Here is a 16,598-nt window from a genome sequence, read left to right on the forward strand (position 1 = left end):
CTCTTTTTTAAATCTTTTGCAAGGCATCCATAAGACTATCAATATCTTCTTTGGTATTGAAATGACTAAAAGAAATACGCAAACTTGGTTTCTTTAAATCTTCTTCAGAAAGGATTTCTACTAAAACATGAGAGGGTTTGATACTTCCTGATTGACAAGCGCTGCCTCTAGAGACTGCAATTCCTTTCATGTCTAAATGAAATAAAATCATCGCTGTTTTGTCTTCAGAAAAAGGCAATAGAACATTTAAAATCGTATAAAAACCGTTTGTTCCACCATTAATTTTACACGTAGGAAATGCAGTTTTTAGTTTTGAAATCAGCTCTGTTTTTAATTCTAAAATATGAATTTTATCCTCTTCTAGATTGCTATAGGAAAGTTCTAATGCTTTTGCCATTCCAGCAATTTGATGTAAAGCTTCCGTTCCTGCACGCAATCCTTTTTCTTGCTCACCACCAAAAAATAGCGGTTGTAAACCTGAGTTTTTACGAACAAATGCGAAACCAACACCTTTAGGTCCATGAAATTTATGAGCACTTGCTACAATAAAATCAACTGTTGTTTTTTGTAAATCGATAATAGTTTTCCCTACAGATTGAACCGTATCAGAATGAAATAATGCATCATGTTCCTTACAAATGATTGCAACTCTTTCTAAATCTAAAACAGTTCCTGTCTCATTATTTACATGCATTAAGCTAACTAATGTTTTCTTTTCTTGTGAAAGTAACTCTACTAAATGTGTCAAATCAATTTCACCATTTGGTTTTATAGCAACATAATCAATTTGAATTCCAAATTCTTTTTCTAAAACTAGCGCGGTATATAAAACGGCATGATGCTCCATTTTACTAGTAATAATACGCGTTACTTTTAAATCTTTAACCGCAGAACGAAGAATCCAATTATTAGCTTCTGTACCGCAAGAAGTAAAAATAATTTCTTGTGCAGTGGCATTCAAATTTTGAGCAATAGACTTTCTAGAAAGCTCTAAAATACTTTTAGAAGTACGACCAAAACTATGAGTAGAAGAAGGATTTCCATAATCCTCAGTCAAAACATGAGTCATTTCCTGAATTACTTCGGGACGCAATGCTGTAGTAGAAGCGTTATCGAGATATATTTTTTTCATTTTTCTGAAGTATAAATTATTTTGAACATTACATTTTTGATGATAAAGCATTCTTTCTTTTAGAAAACAAAGCTCTTTCATTAAAAACAACAATTGAAACTAAAATTAAAGAATAAGCAAACAACTGAAGCGAAGTTACTTGTTCATCATAATAGAAAATGGCTACTAAAAACGTTATTATTGGATTAATATAAAGCATAATCCCAACTGCTGAAGAGTTTATCCCTTTGAGTGCATACAAGTTTAGAAACAACGGAATAATCGTAAAAAACACAACTACAAAAAACATACAACCATAAAACAAAGGTTCTGTGGGAACCGTTCCACTATATTTTGGATAAAATGGCAATAAAACAACTGCAGTAAAAACAAGCTGAATAGTTAGAACAAGAAACTTATCCATCTCACTATTTTTCCTTTGACTAACCAAATAAGAGGCGTATGTTGCTGCTACAATAAGACTATAAAAAATATCTCTAAAATAATTAAAGGAAAGCAATATGCAACTTGTAAAGCTAATCATTACAGCAACCCATTGCCATTTAGTAAGTTGTTCTTTTAAAATAAAATAAGCAAAAACAGTTGTTAATATAGGGCAAACTAGATACGCTAAAGAAGCAGCCTTAACGCTAATGTGATTAACCACATAGATAAAAACAAACCAATTTAGAATAAGAAAAATTGCGCCTCCAAGGGTCAAGGAAACAATACTTCTTTTTTGTTTAGAAGAGCTATTTTTAAAATGGTTCCAATCTTTGCGAATCACATTTTTTCTAAAAATAAGGTTAATCAAAACCATTGTAATAACGCTAAAAAACACACGGTAAAATAGTATATCTAAAGACGGATAATTGTGTAAAGGTTTTAAAGCAAAACTAAAAAAACCCCAGATAAAAAAAGCTAAAAAAGCAGCTGAGTAATATTTATTAAGTCTCATAGACGATATTAAATTCGCGCAAATATACGATTTTCATTCTGCTTTAGAATAGCATAATTCAATTTGAAATCTTAAATGTACCTAGTATTTTTAGTAATAATCTATAATTAATCAAGGCATAACTTAGATCATATAGGCTATTTTTAAACAGGAATGTATTTCGAACAAATTAAAATTCTATTTTTGTTACAAATATTATAAAAATGAAAAAAATCCTAAGTTTATTGGTTTTCACATTGGTCTTAAACAGCTGTGATGATGGAGATTTAACACAAGAAAACATCAGTTTTGATGCTGTTGAAGTTCAAAAATGTACTACAAATCAGTTACTTTATAAATTAAAAGATAACGAATCCTTAATTTTTGAGGCTACTAAAATTGTTTTTCCTACTGAAACAAGTTCTCAAACAGTTTTAATTAGTGATACCAATCGTCTTATTTATCGGTTGTATAATGATAAATTAACGTCTTCAACGATTTGCGAATTGATTCCTCCGGCTACACCAATTGTAACAGATCAATGGACTGCTACTGGTGGACAAATAGTGATTAATAGCACTGCAAAAAAAACAGTAAACACAACGGATAACAGTTCGAAAATCACAGGATACAATCACAATATAACTTTTAGAAATGTTACTTTTAGCAAAGCAAACGGCGAACAAGTATATGAAACTTTCTCTTTTGGAGACTATGTTATAACCGCTACAGCTTTACCATTGGCCTTCACTAAAGTGCTTAAACAATGCTCTAGTTCGAAACAAGTTTATGATGAAAAAGGTAACGAAGCGCTAATTTTTGACATAGATCCTAGCTTAATTGTGAATGCAGCTACACCACTAAACACCCCAAGAACTGGTTTGATAAGTGATACAAAAAACAAACTTACCTACCGATTATTCTCTGGATTATTGACCGATGATTATTTTTGCAACACTGCTTTTCCAGCAAACCCACCTGTTCTTGAAGAGTGGATTGCAGTCGCTGGAGTTGCAAATACTAGCGGAATTATCGAAGTAACAACTGCGGTTTTTGGCAACGGTTTTAAGCATACTTTGGTTATCAAAAAAGCAAAATTAAAGAAAGGGAATAGTGATTTTCTATTAGGCGATAATTTCATTTATGGAGAATTATTGACTACTAATTAATGCTATTAAATTGACTAAAAATAGGCTAATAAAAAGCACTATTTTAACATTAAAAAAAGGTTCAATTTTAAGAGAATTTTCAATTTGAAATTCCCTTAAAATCGAACCTTTTTTATTTGGCTTCCGAATCAGAAAAACATTTTACATTGCACTCTGTTTTATAAAAACCTCCGTAGCTCCTTGTCCATATTTTTGATAATTACCTTCTGCAAAAGCAATATTATCATATCGTCCTAACAAGAAATCCAGCTCTGCTTTTAGAATACCTTCGCCAACACCATGTATAAAAACAATCTTCGGAATTCTATTTCTAATCGCAAATTCGATGTGGCGTTTAGCTGTTTCTGTTTGTAAAGTTAGGATATCATAATTTGACATTCCGCGTTTGTTTGGCACTAGTTTTTCGATGTGCAAATCAAACTCTGGAGCAGGAATTTCGTGTCTAGATTTTTTCTCTTTGACAAAACTTCGTGCTTTTGGGATTTCTTTTTCCTTTGAAATCTCACTTACATTTATTCTTCTAATAGAATCTAGTAAGTTACTGGAATCGTTTATTTTAATTAATTCATTGACAAAAAATGTCATCACGAATCCGTCCTCTGTTTCTATCGTAACTTGGTTCTCCTTGACTGACAACACTACTCCATCCATGGCTTCATCAAGCACAGAAACTTTATCTCCTTTACTAAACATTTTCGTCTTCTTTATCTTGATTTTTACTAGGTGTTTTGGCACTTAACTTCATCATACCAATCATAAAAACTACAATTGCAACAACCATAATGTACACGTTTTTTTCGGCACTCGCCTGTTGGTACAAGGCAACAATTATTGCAACAATCATTATGGGGATTATAAACTTTTTCATCTTTTAAATTATCAGATTCCAAAAGTAATGAATTTAAAATTGCCTATTTATTATTTGAGCCGTTAGTTATTTTTTTGTAAAATTGTAAAAAACAAAACCATTGAATTTAGAAAAATATATGTTCCCTTGTTTAAGTAAAACACTCTTTGGAATAGAGTGTTTGGGCTGTGGTTTTCAACGTAGTTTTTTACTGCTTTTAGAAGGTGATTTTATAGGATCTTTTAAGATGTATCCTGCTCTGCTAACCACCCTTTTTTTTCTAGCAATTTTAGGTTTAAATTTTATTGACACCAACAGAAACTATAAAAAATTAATCGTAGTTTCTGCTGTTCTAAATGGTGCTTTTATGGTTGGCGGTTATTTTTTTAAACACTATTAAAAGGGTTTCCTTTTTACTTTTTTTTGAACTGAAAAAAATTATTTTATTCTAGATAAAATATCATTCATCATTTCGATTTGTACTTTTTGAATCTCAATTAATTCTTCTTGTTGATGCATAATCAAATGATCTAATTTTTCATGAAGCATTCTGATTTCAAGTTCCGATTTTAAATTAATCATATAATCTTTCTTTGCTCTTTCCCTGTCTTTTTCTTCCTGACGATTTTGACTCATCATAATTACTGGAGCTTGTAATGCAGCCAAACATGACAAGATTAAATTCAGCAAAATAAATGGATAGGGATCAAATCCTTTATCTACCAAAAGATAAATATTTGCCATTATCCACAACAAGATAAAAACACCAAACATGATGATAAATTTCCAACTTCCTCCAAACGCAGCTACACTATCTGCGACCTTCTGTCCAAAAGTTCGATCACCTACTTCGTCTTCTACACTACTTACTAATGAAACATCTTTTTTTAGGGATCCAATAACTTTATTTTCTAAATTAGAAAGTTCTCCAATTTCTACGGCTAAATAATTAGAGATGTATTTCTCACGATACATATTGAGTTCTGAAACCGATAGAAATTTATTTTCATCAAATTCTGGAAAGTCAGTCTGAATTAATGCAAAAATTGGATCTCGTACCGCTTTGCCAGAAATCTTATCATCAATTGGAAATTCCTTCTTTGAGACATCACTTATAAAAGTCAAATTATTTTTCATGAAATTGTATTTAATTGCTAATTTAGAAAAAGATCGATTAAATATACTTTTTCATATTGTAAAGTTTTTGAGGTTTCTAAAAATATCTTTTGATGAAAAATTTTTACTTTTTATAAAAACTTCAAAATCTCTAAATAACCGCATTACGATATATCGACAAAGTTCAATATCTTTGATTTTCTTTATAAAATTTATACAATGCCATTCAATTCTAAATGCATCCCTTTATATCTTGGTTGTTGCTGTTTATAACAGTTTTACTTTACAAATATTATTCATAAAAAAATTAGCACTATCCTCTTCACTATTTGGTGGTGATCTTAAAAAAACTTACCCATACTATACAGAATGAAATCACATAAAATACTAGACCTTATAGGAAATACGCCGTTGGTAGAATCTACGAACTTGGTACAAAACAAAAATGTAAAACTTTTACTCAAATTAGAAGGAAATAATCCTGGAGGTAGCGTTAAGGATCGTGCTGCTTATAACATGATTAAATCCGCCTTAGAAAGAGGTGAAATCAAGAAAGGAGATAAACTTATTGAAGCCACTAGTGGGAACACCGGAATTGCATTGGCAATGATTGCACAACTGTTTAATTTAGAAATAGAATTAATACTTCCTGAGGATTCTACAAAAGAGCGTACCCAAACTATGCGAGCGTATGGCGCTACAGTCATTTTAACGCCCGCTAGCACGGGAATAATTGGTTCTAGAGATTACGCTGATAAAAAAGTCGCTGAAGGCGGCTATATCATGCTCAATCAGTTTGCCAACGATGACAACTGGAAAGCACATTATAAAACAACAGGTCCAGAAATATGGAATGATACCGAAGGTACAGTAACTCATTTTGTATCTGCTATGGGAACCACTGGAACAATCATCGGAACGTCTGCCTATTTGAAAGAAAAGAATAGTAATATCCAAATCGTAGGAGCACAACCTAGCGATGGCTCACAAATTCCAGGAATTAGAAAATGGCCTCAAGAATACTTGCCTAAGATTTTTGACGCTTCGAAAGTAGATACAATCATTGAAGTTTCTGAAAAAGAAGCTCGTGAAATGACCAAACGTCTGGCACTTGAAGAAGGTGTTTTTGCAGGAATGAGTAGTGGTGGCTCTGTTGCTGCGGCAATAAAAATAGCGAACACTTTAGAATCAGGAGTAATTGTAGCCATTATTTGCGATCGTGGTGATCGTTACCTATCTTCTGATTTATTTGAATAGATCTTCTTAATACAATACAAAAAAGGCTTGATTGTACTATAAATCAAGCCTTTTTTATATAAAAGAAAATCAGTTTTTAACCTAAAGTAGCAGTTGTAGAAATAGCTGCATTTAAAACCTTAGAAACAGGACAATTTTTCTCTGCTTTCGTAACATATTGTTGAAAAACGTCTTCAGCAATATCTTTTATTTTTGCGTGTATCGTTATGTGAGAAGTAACAATTGTTCCTTCTTGTAAATCAATATCACATTTTGATTCAATACTTTCTACTTTAAAACCATCTTCGCTTAAATAAGCAGTCAATTGCATTGTATAACAACCTGCATGTGCTGCAGCAATCAATTCTTCAGGATTGGTACCTACTCCTTCTTCAAAACGAGATTTAAATGAATATTGAGTGTCTTTTAGCGTTGTAGTTTGTGTTGTTAATTTTCCGGCTCCTTCTTTTAGTGAACCATTCCATACTGCGGTTGCATTTCTTTTCATAATACCTGTATTTTTAAATAAATTTTAATAAATATGTTTTTAATTTAAATTTAGATTTTAAAATATTGAGAGTCTAGTTTTTTTTTCAATCAAAAAAATCCTGTCTCATTAAAAATCTACATTCTCTCAAATTTAGCTCATTTAATCCTATTTTTCTTTTAAAAATACTCTTTTTAACGAAATTTTAAAGCATTAAACGTCGATTAAAAGCTAGTAAAAAGCACAGAAAATGTAGATCCTTTATTAACACCTTGACTTTCTAAAATCAAGTTTCCCTGATACTTCTCAACTATTTTTTTACACAAGTACAATCCTATTCCTGTTGAAGGTTCGTTTGATGTTCCTACCCTACTTCGAGTTGTAAATCTTTTATATAGTTCCTCTTTGTCATTTAGGTTAAATCCAATTCCGGAATCAGAAACTACAAGAGCAATCTTATTGTCAATTTTACTTGCGGTAAATTGAATCTCGCTTTCTGGAAATGAAAACTTAATAGCGTTATCAATTAAATTGACCAATACTCTAACCAACAAATCCTCCTCAATTGTCAAAAGCACTTCGTCAATTTGGAAAAAAGAATTTAATATAATTTTTTTAGAAATTAATTTTGGAGCGACTTGTATGCGTACTATTTTAAGAACAGATTGCAAACTAATTGTATTTACTTTCAGAGGACGATTTAAAAGCTCTTCTTGATCTTTCATTAGTTTTATAAATATTTCTATAAAAACAAATTGTTGAATAGTACTTTTTTTAATTAATTGAGCATATTCTTGCACTATTTCTGAAGGACTTTCGTCTAAAATAAGTTCTGCTAAACCTTGAGAGTTTCCAGTGAAGTTTTTAAAATCATGTGAAAGCAAATAAATTAAATCTTGATTATCACTTAAAGAACGCTCATTCTCTAAAATTGATTTTTGTATGTTTCGCATTAGCAAACCTGCTTCGTCTGAAAAATCTGTTGGCAAAGAGGGTACTTTTCGTTCATTTCTATAATTATCTAAAGCTTTAGAGGCTATTTCAATTGGTTTAATTAAATGCTTTAAAAAATATAATGTAATAGCACTCGCTATTAATGTCATGACTAGTGCAACGAATAATATAGTATTTGCAGCTATATTTTTACTGCCATAAAGAACATAAAATAAAATTCCTATAAGCGGAATATGGATGCCAATAAAAGCAACAAATAGAAATTTAAAAGCATAGCTCTTTTTTAAAAAATTAATCTTTGAAAGTTTTTGATACAATCTCATTATCGTTTTTTTTCATAAATTTAAAGATAAACAAATTGTATAATCAAGTTTAAATCTCAATTTTAAAACAATTTTAGTAAATTAACATTCGTTTATTAGAGAGTCTATAATCGAATAATCATTTTGCGTTTAACTATTCTATTAGTACTGATGCAATTAATAAAAGATAAAAGCTCTTAAATTTAAATTCTGGCAGATAAAGGGTAAATTTGTACAAATTGTTTTTAGAAATTGCATTCTACCTTGCTATTTCTTAAATTGAAATCACAGTAATTACAAATTTTCGTCAATAACGATGGCAACAAAAAAACAAGCTCAAGACTGGCCTAATTTAAGTAAATACCAACAAGAAAACAGTTTGTTGCCAATTCCTGTATTAGAAGAAAAAAGAGTAGTTTTTATAGGAGATTCCATTACTGAGTTCTGGAAAATGATTGATCCGGACTATTTTGTGAATAAATCTTATATCAATCGAGGTATTAGTGGACAAACTACCCCTCAAATGCTTGTTCGTTTTAGAGCCGATGTGATTGCCTTACAACCAACTGTAGTTATTATACTTGCCGGAATTAATGACATCGCTGGAAATACTGGTCCATCTAGTCTTGAAATGATTCGAGATAATATTTTTTCGATGGTAGAATTAGCTACAGCCAATCAGATTGAAGTAATCCTTTGTTCGGTTCTGCCCGCTATTGATTTTTCTTGGAAACCCAATCAACAACCTATTGAGAAAATAAAAGCATTGAACGAAATAATTAAAAATTATACTCAAAGTAATGACATTGTTTATATCGATTATTATTCCGTTATGGTTGATGCGCATGAAGGTTTAAAAAAAGAATACTCAAATGATGGCGTACATCCCAATAAAATGGGTTATCAAGTAATGAGACCTCTTGCTGAGAAAGCTATAGCATTTGTTTTAAAATCCGATAAATAACACTTCTTTGGAAAGCCATTTCTAAGATGCAGTAAATTATTCTAATTTTTTTTGAAATTTTACCAATTGACACTTAAAATTTTATTCGACTGTTTTTACATTTCCAGTTCTTGTTAAAACTCCCCAGCCTTGACTTTCTCCTTTGATTGCTTTTCCTAAAGCCTTGAATAAAATAAAATACATTATTTGTCGGTACACAAAACGTTGTGGAATGAGCCAGATTAATTTTCCGAATTTTTCTTTTTCGAATCCAAAAGCAATAACGCTCACTAGTATATCTACAGCCATAAAGACAAGATAATATATTCCTATTTTACTCATGCTTTCTAAACTATTATAATTCCATAATAAACTAAAAATAAGAATCAAGTCTGCTAAAGGAGCAATCATTGGAAGAATAATTTGAAATAAGAGGATGTTAGGGAGTGAAACCATTCCTAATCCTTTGTATTTCTTATTAAAACAAGCATCTCTATTTTTCCAAAAGGCTTGCATAATACCATAAGTCCAACGAAAGCGTTGTTTCATAAATTCCTTTATTGTTTCTGGAGCTTCAGTGACTGCAATTGCCTCTACACAATTGATAATACGATAACCGCTTCTTAAAATTCGAATAGTTAAATCACAATCTTCTGCGAGCGTATCAGTGGTAAAACCACCCACATTTAAAATAGCTTCTTTTCTAAAAGCGCCAATTGCACCAGGAACAACGGCTATGCCATTTATTAAATCAAAGGCACGACGGTCAAAATTTTGTGAAGTTGTATATTCAATACTTTGCCATTTAGCCAGCATTGTGTTTTCGTTACCTACTTTCACATTTCCAGCAACAGCACCTACTATTTCATTATTTTTTAAAGGAATGTAAAACCTTTTCATCAATTCTAAAACGGCATCTCCTTTCAGTTGTGTGTCTGCATCAATGCAAACTACAAAGTCATTTTTTGTTTTGCCAATTCCAAAATTCAAAGCCGAAGCTTTACCTCCATTTGATTTAGAAAAAACTTTAACCTGATGATTTGTACCAAATGCTTCAAATGCTCTTTTATAAGTTAAATCTTTAGAACCATCATCTACCACAATAATGTCAAAACTAGGATAATCTTGACGTAATAAATTTTGTATTGTTTTTACAATGTTCACTTCCTCATTGTAAGCAGGTACAATTATACTAACGCAGGGAACATTCACTAATGGTAAATTAAAAAAATCTTTAGTTTTTGCACTTCTTCTTTTTTGAATAAATGCCATTATTGCCATCGCTATAATTCGTAATAATCCCAAAATAATAGCAAACCAAAAAGCAGCTGAAAGAAAATTACCAAACCAATATCCAAAACTAAATATAGTATTATCTAATGCTATCAAATTACTATTTACTTTTGGCATCACCTCATTTCTAGTTTTTCCTATTAAATGTGCAACAGTTGTAAACTGCACTCCTTTATTTTTAAAATAATGAATAATACGAGGTAATGCATCTACCGTGGCTTGTCGATCACCTCCAGCATCATGAAATAATATTATTCCTCGTTCAGGATTCAACTCATAGCTACGAACTACACGATTATAAATACTATCTGCAATAACTCCTTTTTGCCAATCATTGGGATCAATACTTTCTCCAATTGTATAATAATTTTGTTTTTTACTAAGCGCAATAGGTTTTAGTTCCGCTTCAGTAGTAGGTTCTGCATCTGCATTATAAGGCGCTCTAAAAAGAATCGTGCTTCTACCAGTAACAGCTTCTATAAGCAATCGAGTAGTTTCCATTTCAGCTTGAGCTCTTTCAGAACTGACTAAGGCGATATTAGGATGCGTAAAAGTGTGATTTCCTATTTCATGTCCTTCTTGGTATACTCGATTTAAAAGTGGCAAATTACTTTCTGCTTGTAAACCCACTACAAAAAAAGTAGCAGGTACTTTCTCTTTCTTTAATATATCTAAAATCTGAGGCGTGAAATCTGGATCTGGTCCATCATCAAAAGTCAGAATCACTTGGTTTTTTACATTCCCAAATTTTTTGATTACATATTTGGTAGGCAACTCTACATATTTTTGTTCGGTAATGATCCCTTCCGCTTTATTAACCTCTAAATAAATTCTGCCAGGAGACGGCTCCGTTACCACATCTAAAACTTCACCTTCCCCAATATAATCTGGTGTTGCCTTTGGTGTTTTAACTATTTTTAATTTATTAAAATCAAAAGGATTTTTAAGCAAACTTTTGTTCGTTAAACTGCGATTATAAAAACTCCACAGCCTATCGTCTTCACTACCCAAACGCCATAAAGCTGTTCCTGCAGTTCCGTACTCATCTGCAAACCGAATGGTGTTGTAATTAGTAGCCGCATCAGTAAAATAAACATCGTGTTTTACAGTACCATCTGTATACTTGTAAAAATTATTATAGGTATCATTATTGAAATCTATAACCGAATTAAATTGTTTGGCATTTGACAGCGCTTGCTGGTAAGTGACATTTTTAGCTTCCATATTGGCGGACCAATCGTATCCGTAACCTGCAAAACACAAGATTATCTTACTAGGAGAAATACCTTTTGCGGTTTCATCTAATACTTTTTCGATCCAACGCTGACTACTTATTGAACCTGGAACACTACTCCCAAAATGTTCATCATACGCCATCAAAAAAAGGTAATCATTATACTTTGACAACTCCTTTATATTAAAATCCTCATTATAAGGCATTATATCCTGAGAAACGATGTAATTTAAAGGATGTAATTTTTCATAAAGTTCTTTCTGGAAAGCAATCATTGGCTCATTCGTTTTTTCGATAAACTCTTCAAAGTCGATATTGACTCCTTGTAAATCATATTTTTTTAAGGCAGCTACAATATCATCGATAAGTAACTTTTTTTTAATAGGATTTGTAAGAATACGATGAATGATTTCTCCATCAAATTCACCAGCTCCTTTTTCTCTATTGACATTATTGATAAGAGGTATTATCTTGATATTATGCTTTTTCATTAATTTTAAAACAGTCTTATCGATATCCATTTTTAAACGGTCTGTTTTAGAGTCAATAAAAAACCACTCAGGAACTACCATATTCAGCTTTCCGATATTTTTTTGCAAGGAATAATAACTCTGCGGATCCCAATCTACATAAAAAGCAGCTCGAATTTGTTCTGTATTACGAATATCTTTACCCGTTTTGAATCCATTAATTTTTTCACGTGATTTTATATATGCTTCAAAGCCCTTGTATTTCTCTAATTCTTTTTTATCCATGATGGCAGGAATAATAGGTGAATTAAGATGATGCAATATTTCTATTTCATTAGTTAATAGAGGCAAAATTGGCTTTATTCCTCTGGCTAAAGTTAGGATTAGTATAGGAATCATTAACAGAACAAAAAAAAGAAAAAACCTTCCCGTCCATTTAAATGTTAACCATCTTTTTTGGGTATTGGTATGAAAAACTTGTTTATTATCGCTCATTTTGCTGTACTTATAAAAAGGAAGAATATTTAATTTCTATAGATTATAGTCTAAATGTTAAAATCATTTTTTTATGAAATTGATTTAATGGGAGTAAAACGAAACAAAATTTGATTGCAACTCTAAAAAAAATATTATTGAATAAAATTGAGTGTTATCAATAAGATTATAATCAAGATTCCTATTAAAGCGACAATAAAAAACAAATCAGCAATTTTTTCTAATTTAACTTTTCGAGGAGTAAATTTTGATCGAATCGAAAAAAAGGAAAACAAACAAGAGAGCACTAAAAAAACTGCAATCACAGAGGTAAATTCATCTATTTTACTCCCTATAATACTTCCATTCATTCGCAAAGAAGTGATTACAAAAAGACAAAAACCTAATAGATTAGCCGAAGTATTCACAATATGAGGAGCAGTTTTCTTAGCCATATTCAAAGACAATGTTAAATACATAGTAAATTTATAAAGTTGTTACTTAAGAAAATTATAAATAATAGAACTTTAACTTTTTATTTACTTTCTATTCATTAATTCATAATGTTTTCATCTTTTAAGAAAACCCATGCTAAATAAAAACATCTGATCTTTAAAAAACTAACACTCTTAATATTACCATTCCTGCAACATAATTATTAAAAGAATTTCTTAAAGAATTCTCCTCTACTTATATTTTTTATCAGCACTCAAAATGCATTTCATAACATTTTATAGCTTCTTGTCAGAATAAATTAGATAGTTTTTGAAAATATTTTGAAATTTGAATTTATAAAACCAATCAAAGGCTTATTTTTGCGCTATGGCTAAGAAAAATACAGACAAAGTTGTCTTTCATCAAATAAAAGTCCTTGATGCTGGTGCAAAAGGCGTTTCGGTAGCAAAGGCTCCCGATGGTAAAGTAGTTTTTATTCCTAATGTCGTTCCTGGCGATGTAGTAGATGTGCAAACATTCAAAAAACGCAAAGCCTATTACGAAGGAAAAGCAGTTCATTTTCATGAATTCTCAGAACATCGTGTAACTCCTATTTGTGAACATTTTGGAGTTTGTGGTGGTTGTAAATGGCAAAATATGAAATACAGCCAACAACTGTATTACAAGCAAAATGAAGTATTAAATCACTTACAGCGCATAGGAAAAGTAGAACTTCCTGAATTCGAACCGATTTTAGGTTCAGAAAAACAGTTCTTTTACAGAAACAAAATGGAATTTTCCTTTTCAAACAGCCGTTGGTTAACTGAAAAAGAAATCGAAAGCACCGAAGATTTAGGAAATAGAAATGCACTTGGTTTTCATATTCCAAAAATGTGGGACAAAATTCTAGACATTAACAAATGTCATTTACAAGAAGATCCATCGAATGCCATTCGCAATGAAGTTCGCGCTTTTGCCAATGAACATGGATTAACTTTCTTTAATCCTAGAGCACATGAAGGTTTGTTACGTACTTTGATGTTGCGTACTGCCTCTACTGGTGAAATCATGGTTTTAATTCAGTTTTTTGAAAACGACAAAGCCAAAAGAGAATTACTTCTTGATCATCTTTACGACAAATTCCCTCAAATTACATCTTTACAATATGTTATAAACAGTAAAGCAAATGATACTTTGTACGATACGGACATCAAATTATATAAAGGTAGAGATTATATTCTGGAAGAAATGGAAGGTTTAAAATTTAGTATTAATGCTAAATCCTTTTACCAAACCAATTCAGATCAAGCATACGAATTATACAAAATAACAAGAGATTTTGCTGGATTAACAGGTAATGAAATTGTTTACGATTTATATACCGGAACCGGTACAATTGCACAATTTGTTTCTAAAAAGGCTAAGAAAGTAATTGGTGTAGAAAGTGTTCCAGAAGCCATTAAAGATGCCAAGTTAAATGCTGAACGCAATGAAATTACCAATTGTGAGTTCTTTGTAGGTGATATGAAAGTGGTATTTAATGATGATTTTATCGCTCAACACGGTCATCCAGACGTAATTATTACTGATCCCCCAAGAGATGGTATGCATAAGGATGTTATTGAACAAATTATGAAAATTGCTCCTGAAAAAGTGGTTTATGTAAGTTGTAACTCTGCTACACAAGCGCGCGATTTAGCATTAATGGACGAGAAATATAAGGTAACAAGAGTGCGTCCCGTAGATATGTTTCCGCAAACGCATCACGTAGAAAACGTAGTGTTGCTAGAAAGAAGGTAATATTAAGTAAACGTTAGAAGATGTTGCTCTGAAGTATTAATTTTAAAAGTACGATTGTCTTTTATGATTATCTTTTGCTGGTAATTTTTGAATTTAAGGATTTATGAAAAAAATAATTTTATTGGTATTGGTTTTCGCTTTCACTTTATCCTCTTGCGAAAAAGATGATATTTGTGATGCAAATACACCTACAACACCTCGTCTAGTGATTAGTTTTTATGATTTTTTGAATCCTTCGGTTTTAAAAAATGTAAATAATTTAAAAGTAGTAGGTGAAGGAATGCCAAATGGTATTCTTTTTGGCGGATTAGAAACAACAAGTGCCAACACCATTTCTATTCCTCTAAAAACTGTAGGTACCAATACAACCTATAGGTTTACATTAAATTTTGCAGATTCAAATCCAGCAAATGTGGATGAAGACATTATACGATTTGATTACAGTACTAAAGAAATCTTTGTTTCTAGAGCGTGTGGTTATAAAACTAATTTCACATTAGATCCTACAAATCCTTATACACATACCGATCCAGTAGATCCTAGTAAAAGATGGATGAAATTTATATCGGTTGAAAAAAATAATATAGAAAACGAAAATGAAACACACATTAAGATCTTTTTTTAGTTTTTTTCTCGTTTTAGCGTTGACTGTAGTTCAGGCACAAGAAACTAGCCCAAAACCCAAAACACCAAAACAAAGCCTACCAGAGAAAAATATTCCTGCCACTGAAAAAACAGAACAGGAAATCCCTAGTACGCCTTTGCCATTGGTAGAAATAGAACCTGTAGTAAAAAAAGAATTAACAACGACACAGAAAACAGATCGGTATGGTTTGCGAGTTGGTCTAGACTTATTTAAACTCACTAGAGCCTTATATGATAAAAACTATAAAGGAATTGAACTCGTAGGCGATTACCGATTAACAAAAAAATACTTTTTGGCTGCCGAATTAGGGAACGAAAATAAAACGACAGATGATGATCGTGTAAATTTCACTACAAAAGGTTCCTACATAAAAGCTGGTTTTGATTACAACGCTTATGAAAACTGGCTAGATATGGAAAACATTATCTCTATTGGATTGCGATATGGTTTTAGTACTTTTAATCAGCAATTAAATAATTATAGAATTTACAATTCTAATCCGTATTTTGGAGAAACTCCTATAATTTCTTCAGGGAAAAGTTTTGATGGATTGTCTGCAAGTTGGATTGAAGTGGTTGCCGGGGTGAAAGCAAAAGTATTTAACAATGTTTTTATGGGGTTTACCCTTAGACTAAACCGACTAATTACTAATAAAGAACCTGAAAACTTCTCTAATTTGTACATACCCGGTTTTAATAGAACTTACGATGGTAGTTTTGGAGTAGGATTTAATTACACCGTAACTTATTTTGTACCAATCTATAAAAAGAAAATAAAAATACCTGTCAAAGAGAAAAAATAACTTGGAGATGATTTCATAAAAAAGGAGATAAATTCATAATGAAAGTATCTCCTTTTTTTTATTTTCTGACAAAAAATCTATCCTATTTCTTTAATTCCTTTCATAAAAATCCACTTCATGTAGAATTTTTCACCATCCTTTGTTCTTATCGCTTGAAATTTTGGTGATAATAATGTTCCAATTGCAAATGCTGTTAATGGAATCCAAAATCCAGTTAAATTAGTGTACTGTGCCACCAAATATCTTGCAGAAATAAATAATATTGCAAAGCATCCCAGTTGATAAATAAATGCTCGTATTTGTAATTTAGTCATCCGATTTCTAATTTTGAGTTATATTAAT

At 31.2% G+C, this 16,598-nt stretch carries 17 protein-coding genes; 7 read left to right on the top strand and 10 right to left on the bottom strand.

Features of this window, described 5'->3' with window-relative positions:
• Positions 1–7: 7 nt before the first annotated feature.
• Together MW871_RS04155 and MW871_RS04160 are read right to left on the bottom strand one after the other, a co-directional pair.
• Positions 8–1,132, bottom strand: coding sequence for a cysteine desulfurase family protein (locus MW871_RS04155; protein ID WP_248427659.1), 1,125 nt, complete (start codon positions 1,130–1,132; stop codon positions 8–10).
• 28 nt (positions 1,133–1,160) lie between these two features.
• The gene (locus MW871_RS04160) at positions 1,161–2,069 is read right to left on the bottom strand and encodes an EamA family transporter (protein WP_248427660.1); all 909 of its coding nucleotides are present in this window, start codon (positions 2,067–2,069) and stop codon (positions 1,161–1,163) included.
• A gap of 203 nt (positions 2,070–2,272) precedes the next feature.
• Between MW871_RS04160 and MW871_RS04165 the strand changes: the two genes are divergently transcribed.
• Positions 2,273–3,217, top strand: coding sequence for a hypothetical protein (locus tag MW871_RS04165; protein ID WP_248427661.1), 945 nt, complete (start codon positions 2,273–2,275; stop codon positions 3,215–3,217).
• A gap of 141 nt (positions 3,218–3,358) precedes the next feature.
• On the opposite strand, the gene MW871_RS04170 is transcribed toward MW871_RS04165, so the two are convergent.
• Together MW871_RS04170 and MW871_RS04175 are read right to left on the bottom strand one after the other, a co-directional pair.
• Positions 3,359–3,910, bottom strand: coding sequence for a Smr/MutS family protein (locus MW871_RS04170; protein ID WP_248427662.1), 552 nt, complete (start codon positions 3,908–3,910; stop codon positions 3,359–3,361).
• On the bottom strand, positions 3,903–4,085 hold the full coding sequence (locus MW871_RS04175) for a hypothetical protein (RefSeq protein WP_188051517.1): 183 nt from the start codon (positions 4,083–4,085) through the stop codon (positions 3,903–3,905). The genes MW871_RS04170 and MW871_RS04175 overlap by 8 nt, the downstream gene beginning before the upstream one ends.
• Positions 4,086–4,185: 100 nt before the next feature.
• Here MW871_RS04175 and MW871_RS04180 point away from each other — a divergent pair, with 100 nt between their 5' ends.
• On the top strand, positions 4,186–4,464 hold the full coding sequence (locus MW871_RS04180; protein ID WP_248427663.1) for a DUF2752 domain-containing protein: 279 nt from the start codon (positions 4,186–4,188) through the stop codon (positions 4,462–4,464).
• Between the two features lie 38 nt (positions 4,465–4,502).
• Here MW871_RS04180 and MW871_RS04185 read toward each other — a convergent pair whose 3' ends face one another.
• Complete coding sequence (locus MW871_RS04185) at positions 4,503–5,201, bottom strand: DUF1003 domain-containing protein (protein WP_188051519.1); 699 nt, start codon at positions 5,199–5,201, stop codon at positions 4,503–4,505.
• A 348-nt stretch (positions 5,202–5,549) separates the two neighbouring features.
• On the opposite strand from MW871_RS04185, the gene cysM reads away from it, so the two are divergent.
• A complete protein-coding gene (gene cysM / locus MW871_RS04190; RefSeq protein WP_210646791.1) occupies positions 5,550–6,437 on the top strand; it encodes a cysteine synthase CysM in 888 nt (295 codons plus the stop codon).
• A 76-nt stretch (positions 6,438–6,513) separates the two neighbouring features.
• Here the strand turns inward: cysM and MW871_RS04195 are convergent, their stop codons facing one another.
• Both MW871_RS04195 and MW871_RS04200 read right to left on the bottom strand, forming a co-directional pair.
• A complete protein-coding gene (locus tag MW871_RS04195) occupies positions 6,514–6,924 on the bottom strand; it encodes an OsmC family peroxiredoxin (RefSeq protein ID WP_248427664.1) in 411 nt (136 codons plus the stop codon).
• Between the two features lie 203 nt (positions 6,925–7,127).
• Complete coding sequence (locus MW871_RS04200) at positions 7,128–8,180, bottom strand: sensor histidine kinase (RefSeq protein WP_248427665.1); 1,053 nt, start codon at positions 8,178–8,180, stop codon at positions 7,128–7,130.
• A 295-nt stretch (positions 8,181–8,475) separates the two neighbouring features.
• Here MW871_RS04200 and MW871_RS04205 point away from each other — a divergent pair, with 295 nt between their 5' ends.
• Positions 8,476–9,123: an SGNH/GDSL hydrolase family protein gene (locus MW871_RS04205; RefSeq protein WP_210646794.1), complete on the top strand. Its 648-nt coding sequence runs from the start codon at positions 8,476–8,478 to the stop codon at positions 9,121–9,123.
• An 81-nt stretch (positions 9,124–9,204) separates the two neighbouring features.
• On the opposite strand, the gene MW871_RS04210 is transcribed toward MW871_RS04205, so the two are convergent.
• A complete protein-coding gene (locus MW871_RS04210) occupies positions 9,205–12,594 on the bottom strand; it encodes a trifunctional glycoside hydrolase family 18/polysaccharide deacetylase/glycosyltransferase family 2 protein (protein ID WP_248427666.1) in 3,390 nt (1,129 codons plus the stop codon).
• Positions 12,595–12,728: 134 nt separating this feature from the next.
• Positions 12,729–13,028, bottom strand: a complete 300-nt coding sequence (locus MW871_RS04215) for a hypothetical protein (protein ID WP_188051563.1) — start codon at positions 13,026–13,028, stop codon at positions 12,729–12,731.
• A gap of 367 nt (positions 13,029–13,395) precedes the next feature.
• Between MW871_RS04215 and rlmD the strand changes: the two genes are divergently transcribed.
• The 3 genes from rlmD (at position 13,396) to MW871_RS04230 (ending at position 16,256) form a co-directional block, all read left to right on the top strand.
• Positions 13,396–14,808 carry a 23S rRNA (uracil(1939)-C(5))-methyltransferase RlmD gene (rlmD, locus tag MW871_RS04220; protein ID WP_248427667.1) on the top strand — a complete coding sequence of 471 codons (1,413 nt, stop codon included), beginning with the start codon at positions 13,396–13,398 and terminating at the stop codon, positions 14,806–14,808.
• Positions 14,809–14,911: 103 nt separating this feature from the next.
• Entirely contained in the window at positions 14,912–15,433 is a 522-nt protein-coding gene (locus MW871_RS04225) for a DUF6452 family protein (RefSeq protein WP_248427668.1), read from the top strand.
• Positions 15,405–16,256: a DUF6048 family protein gene (locus MW871_RS04230; protein ID WP_248427669.1), complete on the top strand. Its 852-nt coding sequence runs from the start codon at positions 15,405–15,407 to the stop codon at positions 16,254–16,256. The genes MW871_RS04225 and MW871_RS04230 overlap by 29 nt, the downstream gene beginning before the upstream one ends.
• A 77-nt stretch (positions 16,257–16,333) precedes the next feature.
• On the opposite strand, the gene MW871_RS04235 is transcribed toward MW871_RS04230, so the two are convergent.
• The gene (locus tag MW871_RS04235) at positions 16,334–16,570 is read right to left on the bottom strand and encodes a hypothetical protein (RefSeq protein ID WP_188051527.1); all 237 of its coding nucleotides are present in this window, start codon (positions 16,568–16,570) and stop codon (positions 16,334–16,336) included.
• Between the last annotated feature and the right edge of the window lie 28 nt (positions 16,571–16,598).

The organism is Flavobacterium pygoscelis, from assembly GCF_023162025.1.
In the GTDB taxonomy this organism is placed as follows: Bacteria; Bacteroidota; Bacteroidia; order Flavobacteriales; family Flavobacteriaceae; genus Flavobacterium; species Flavobacterium pygoscelis.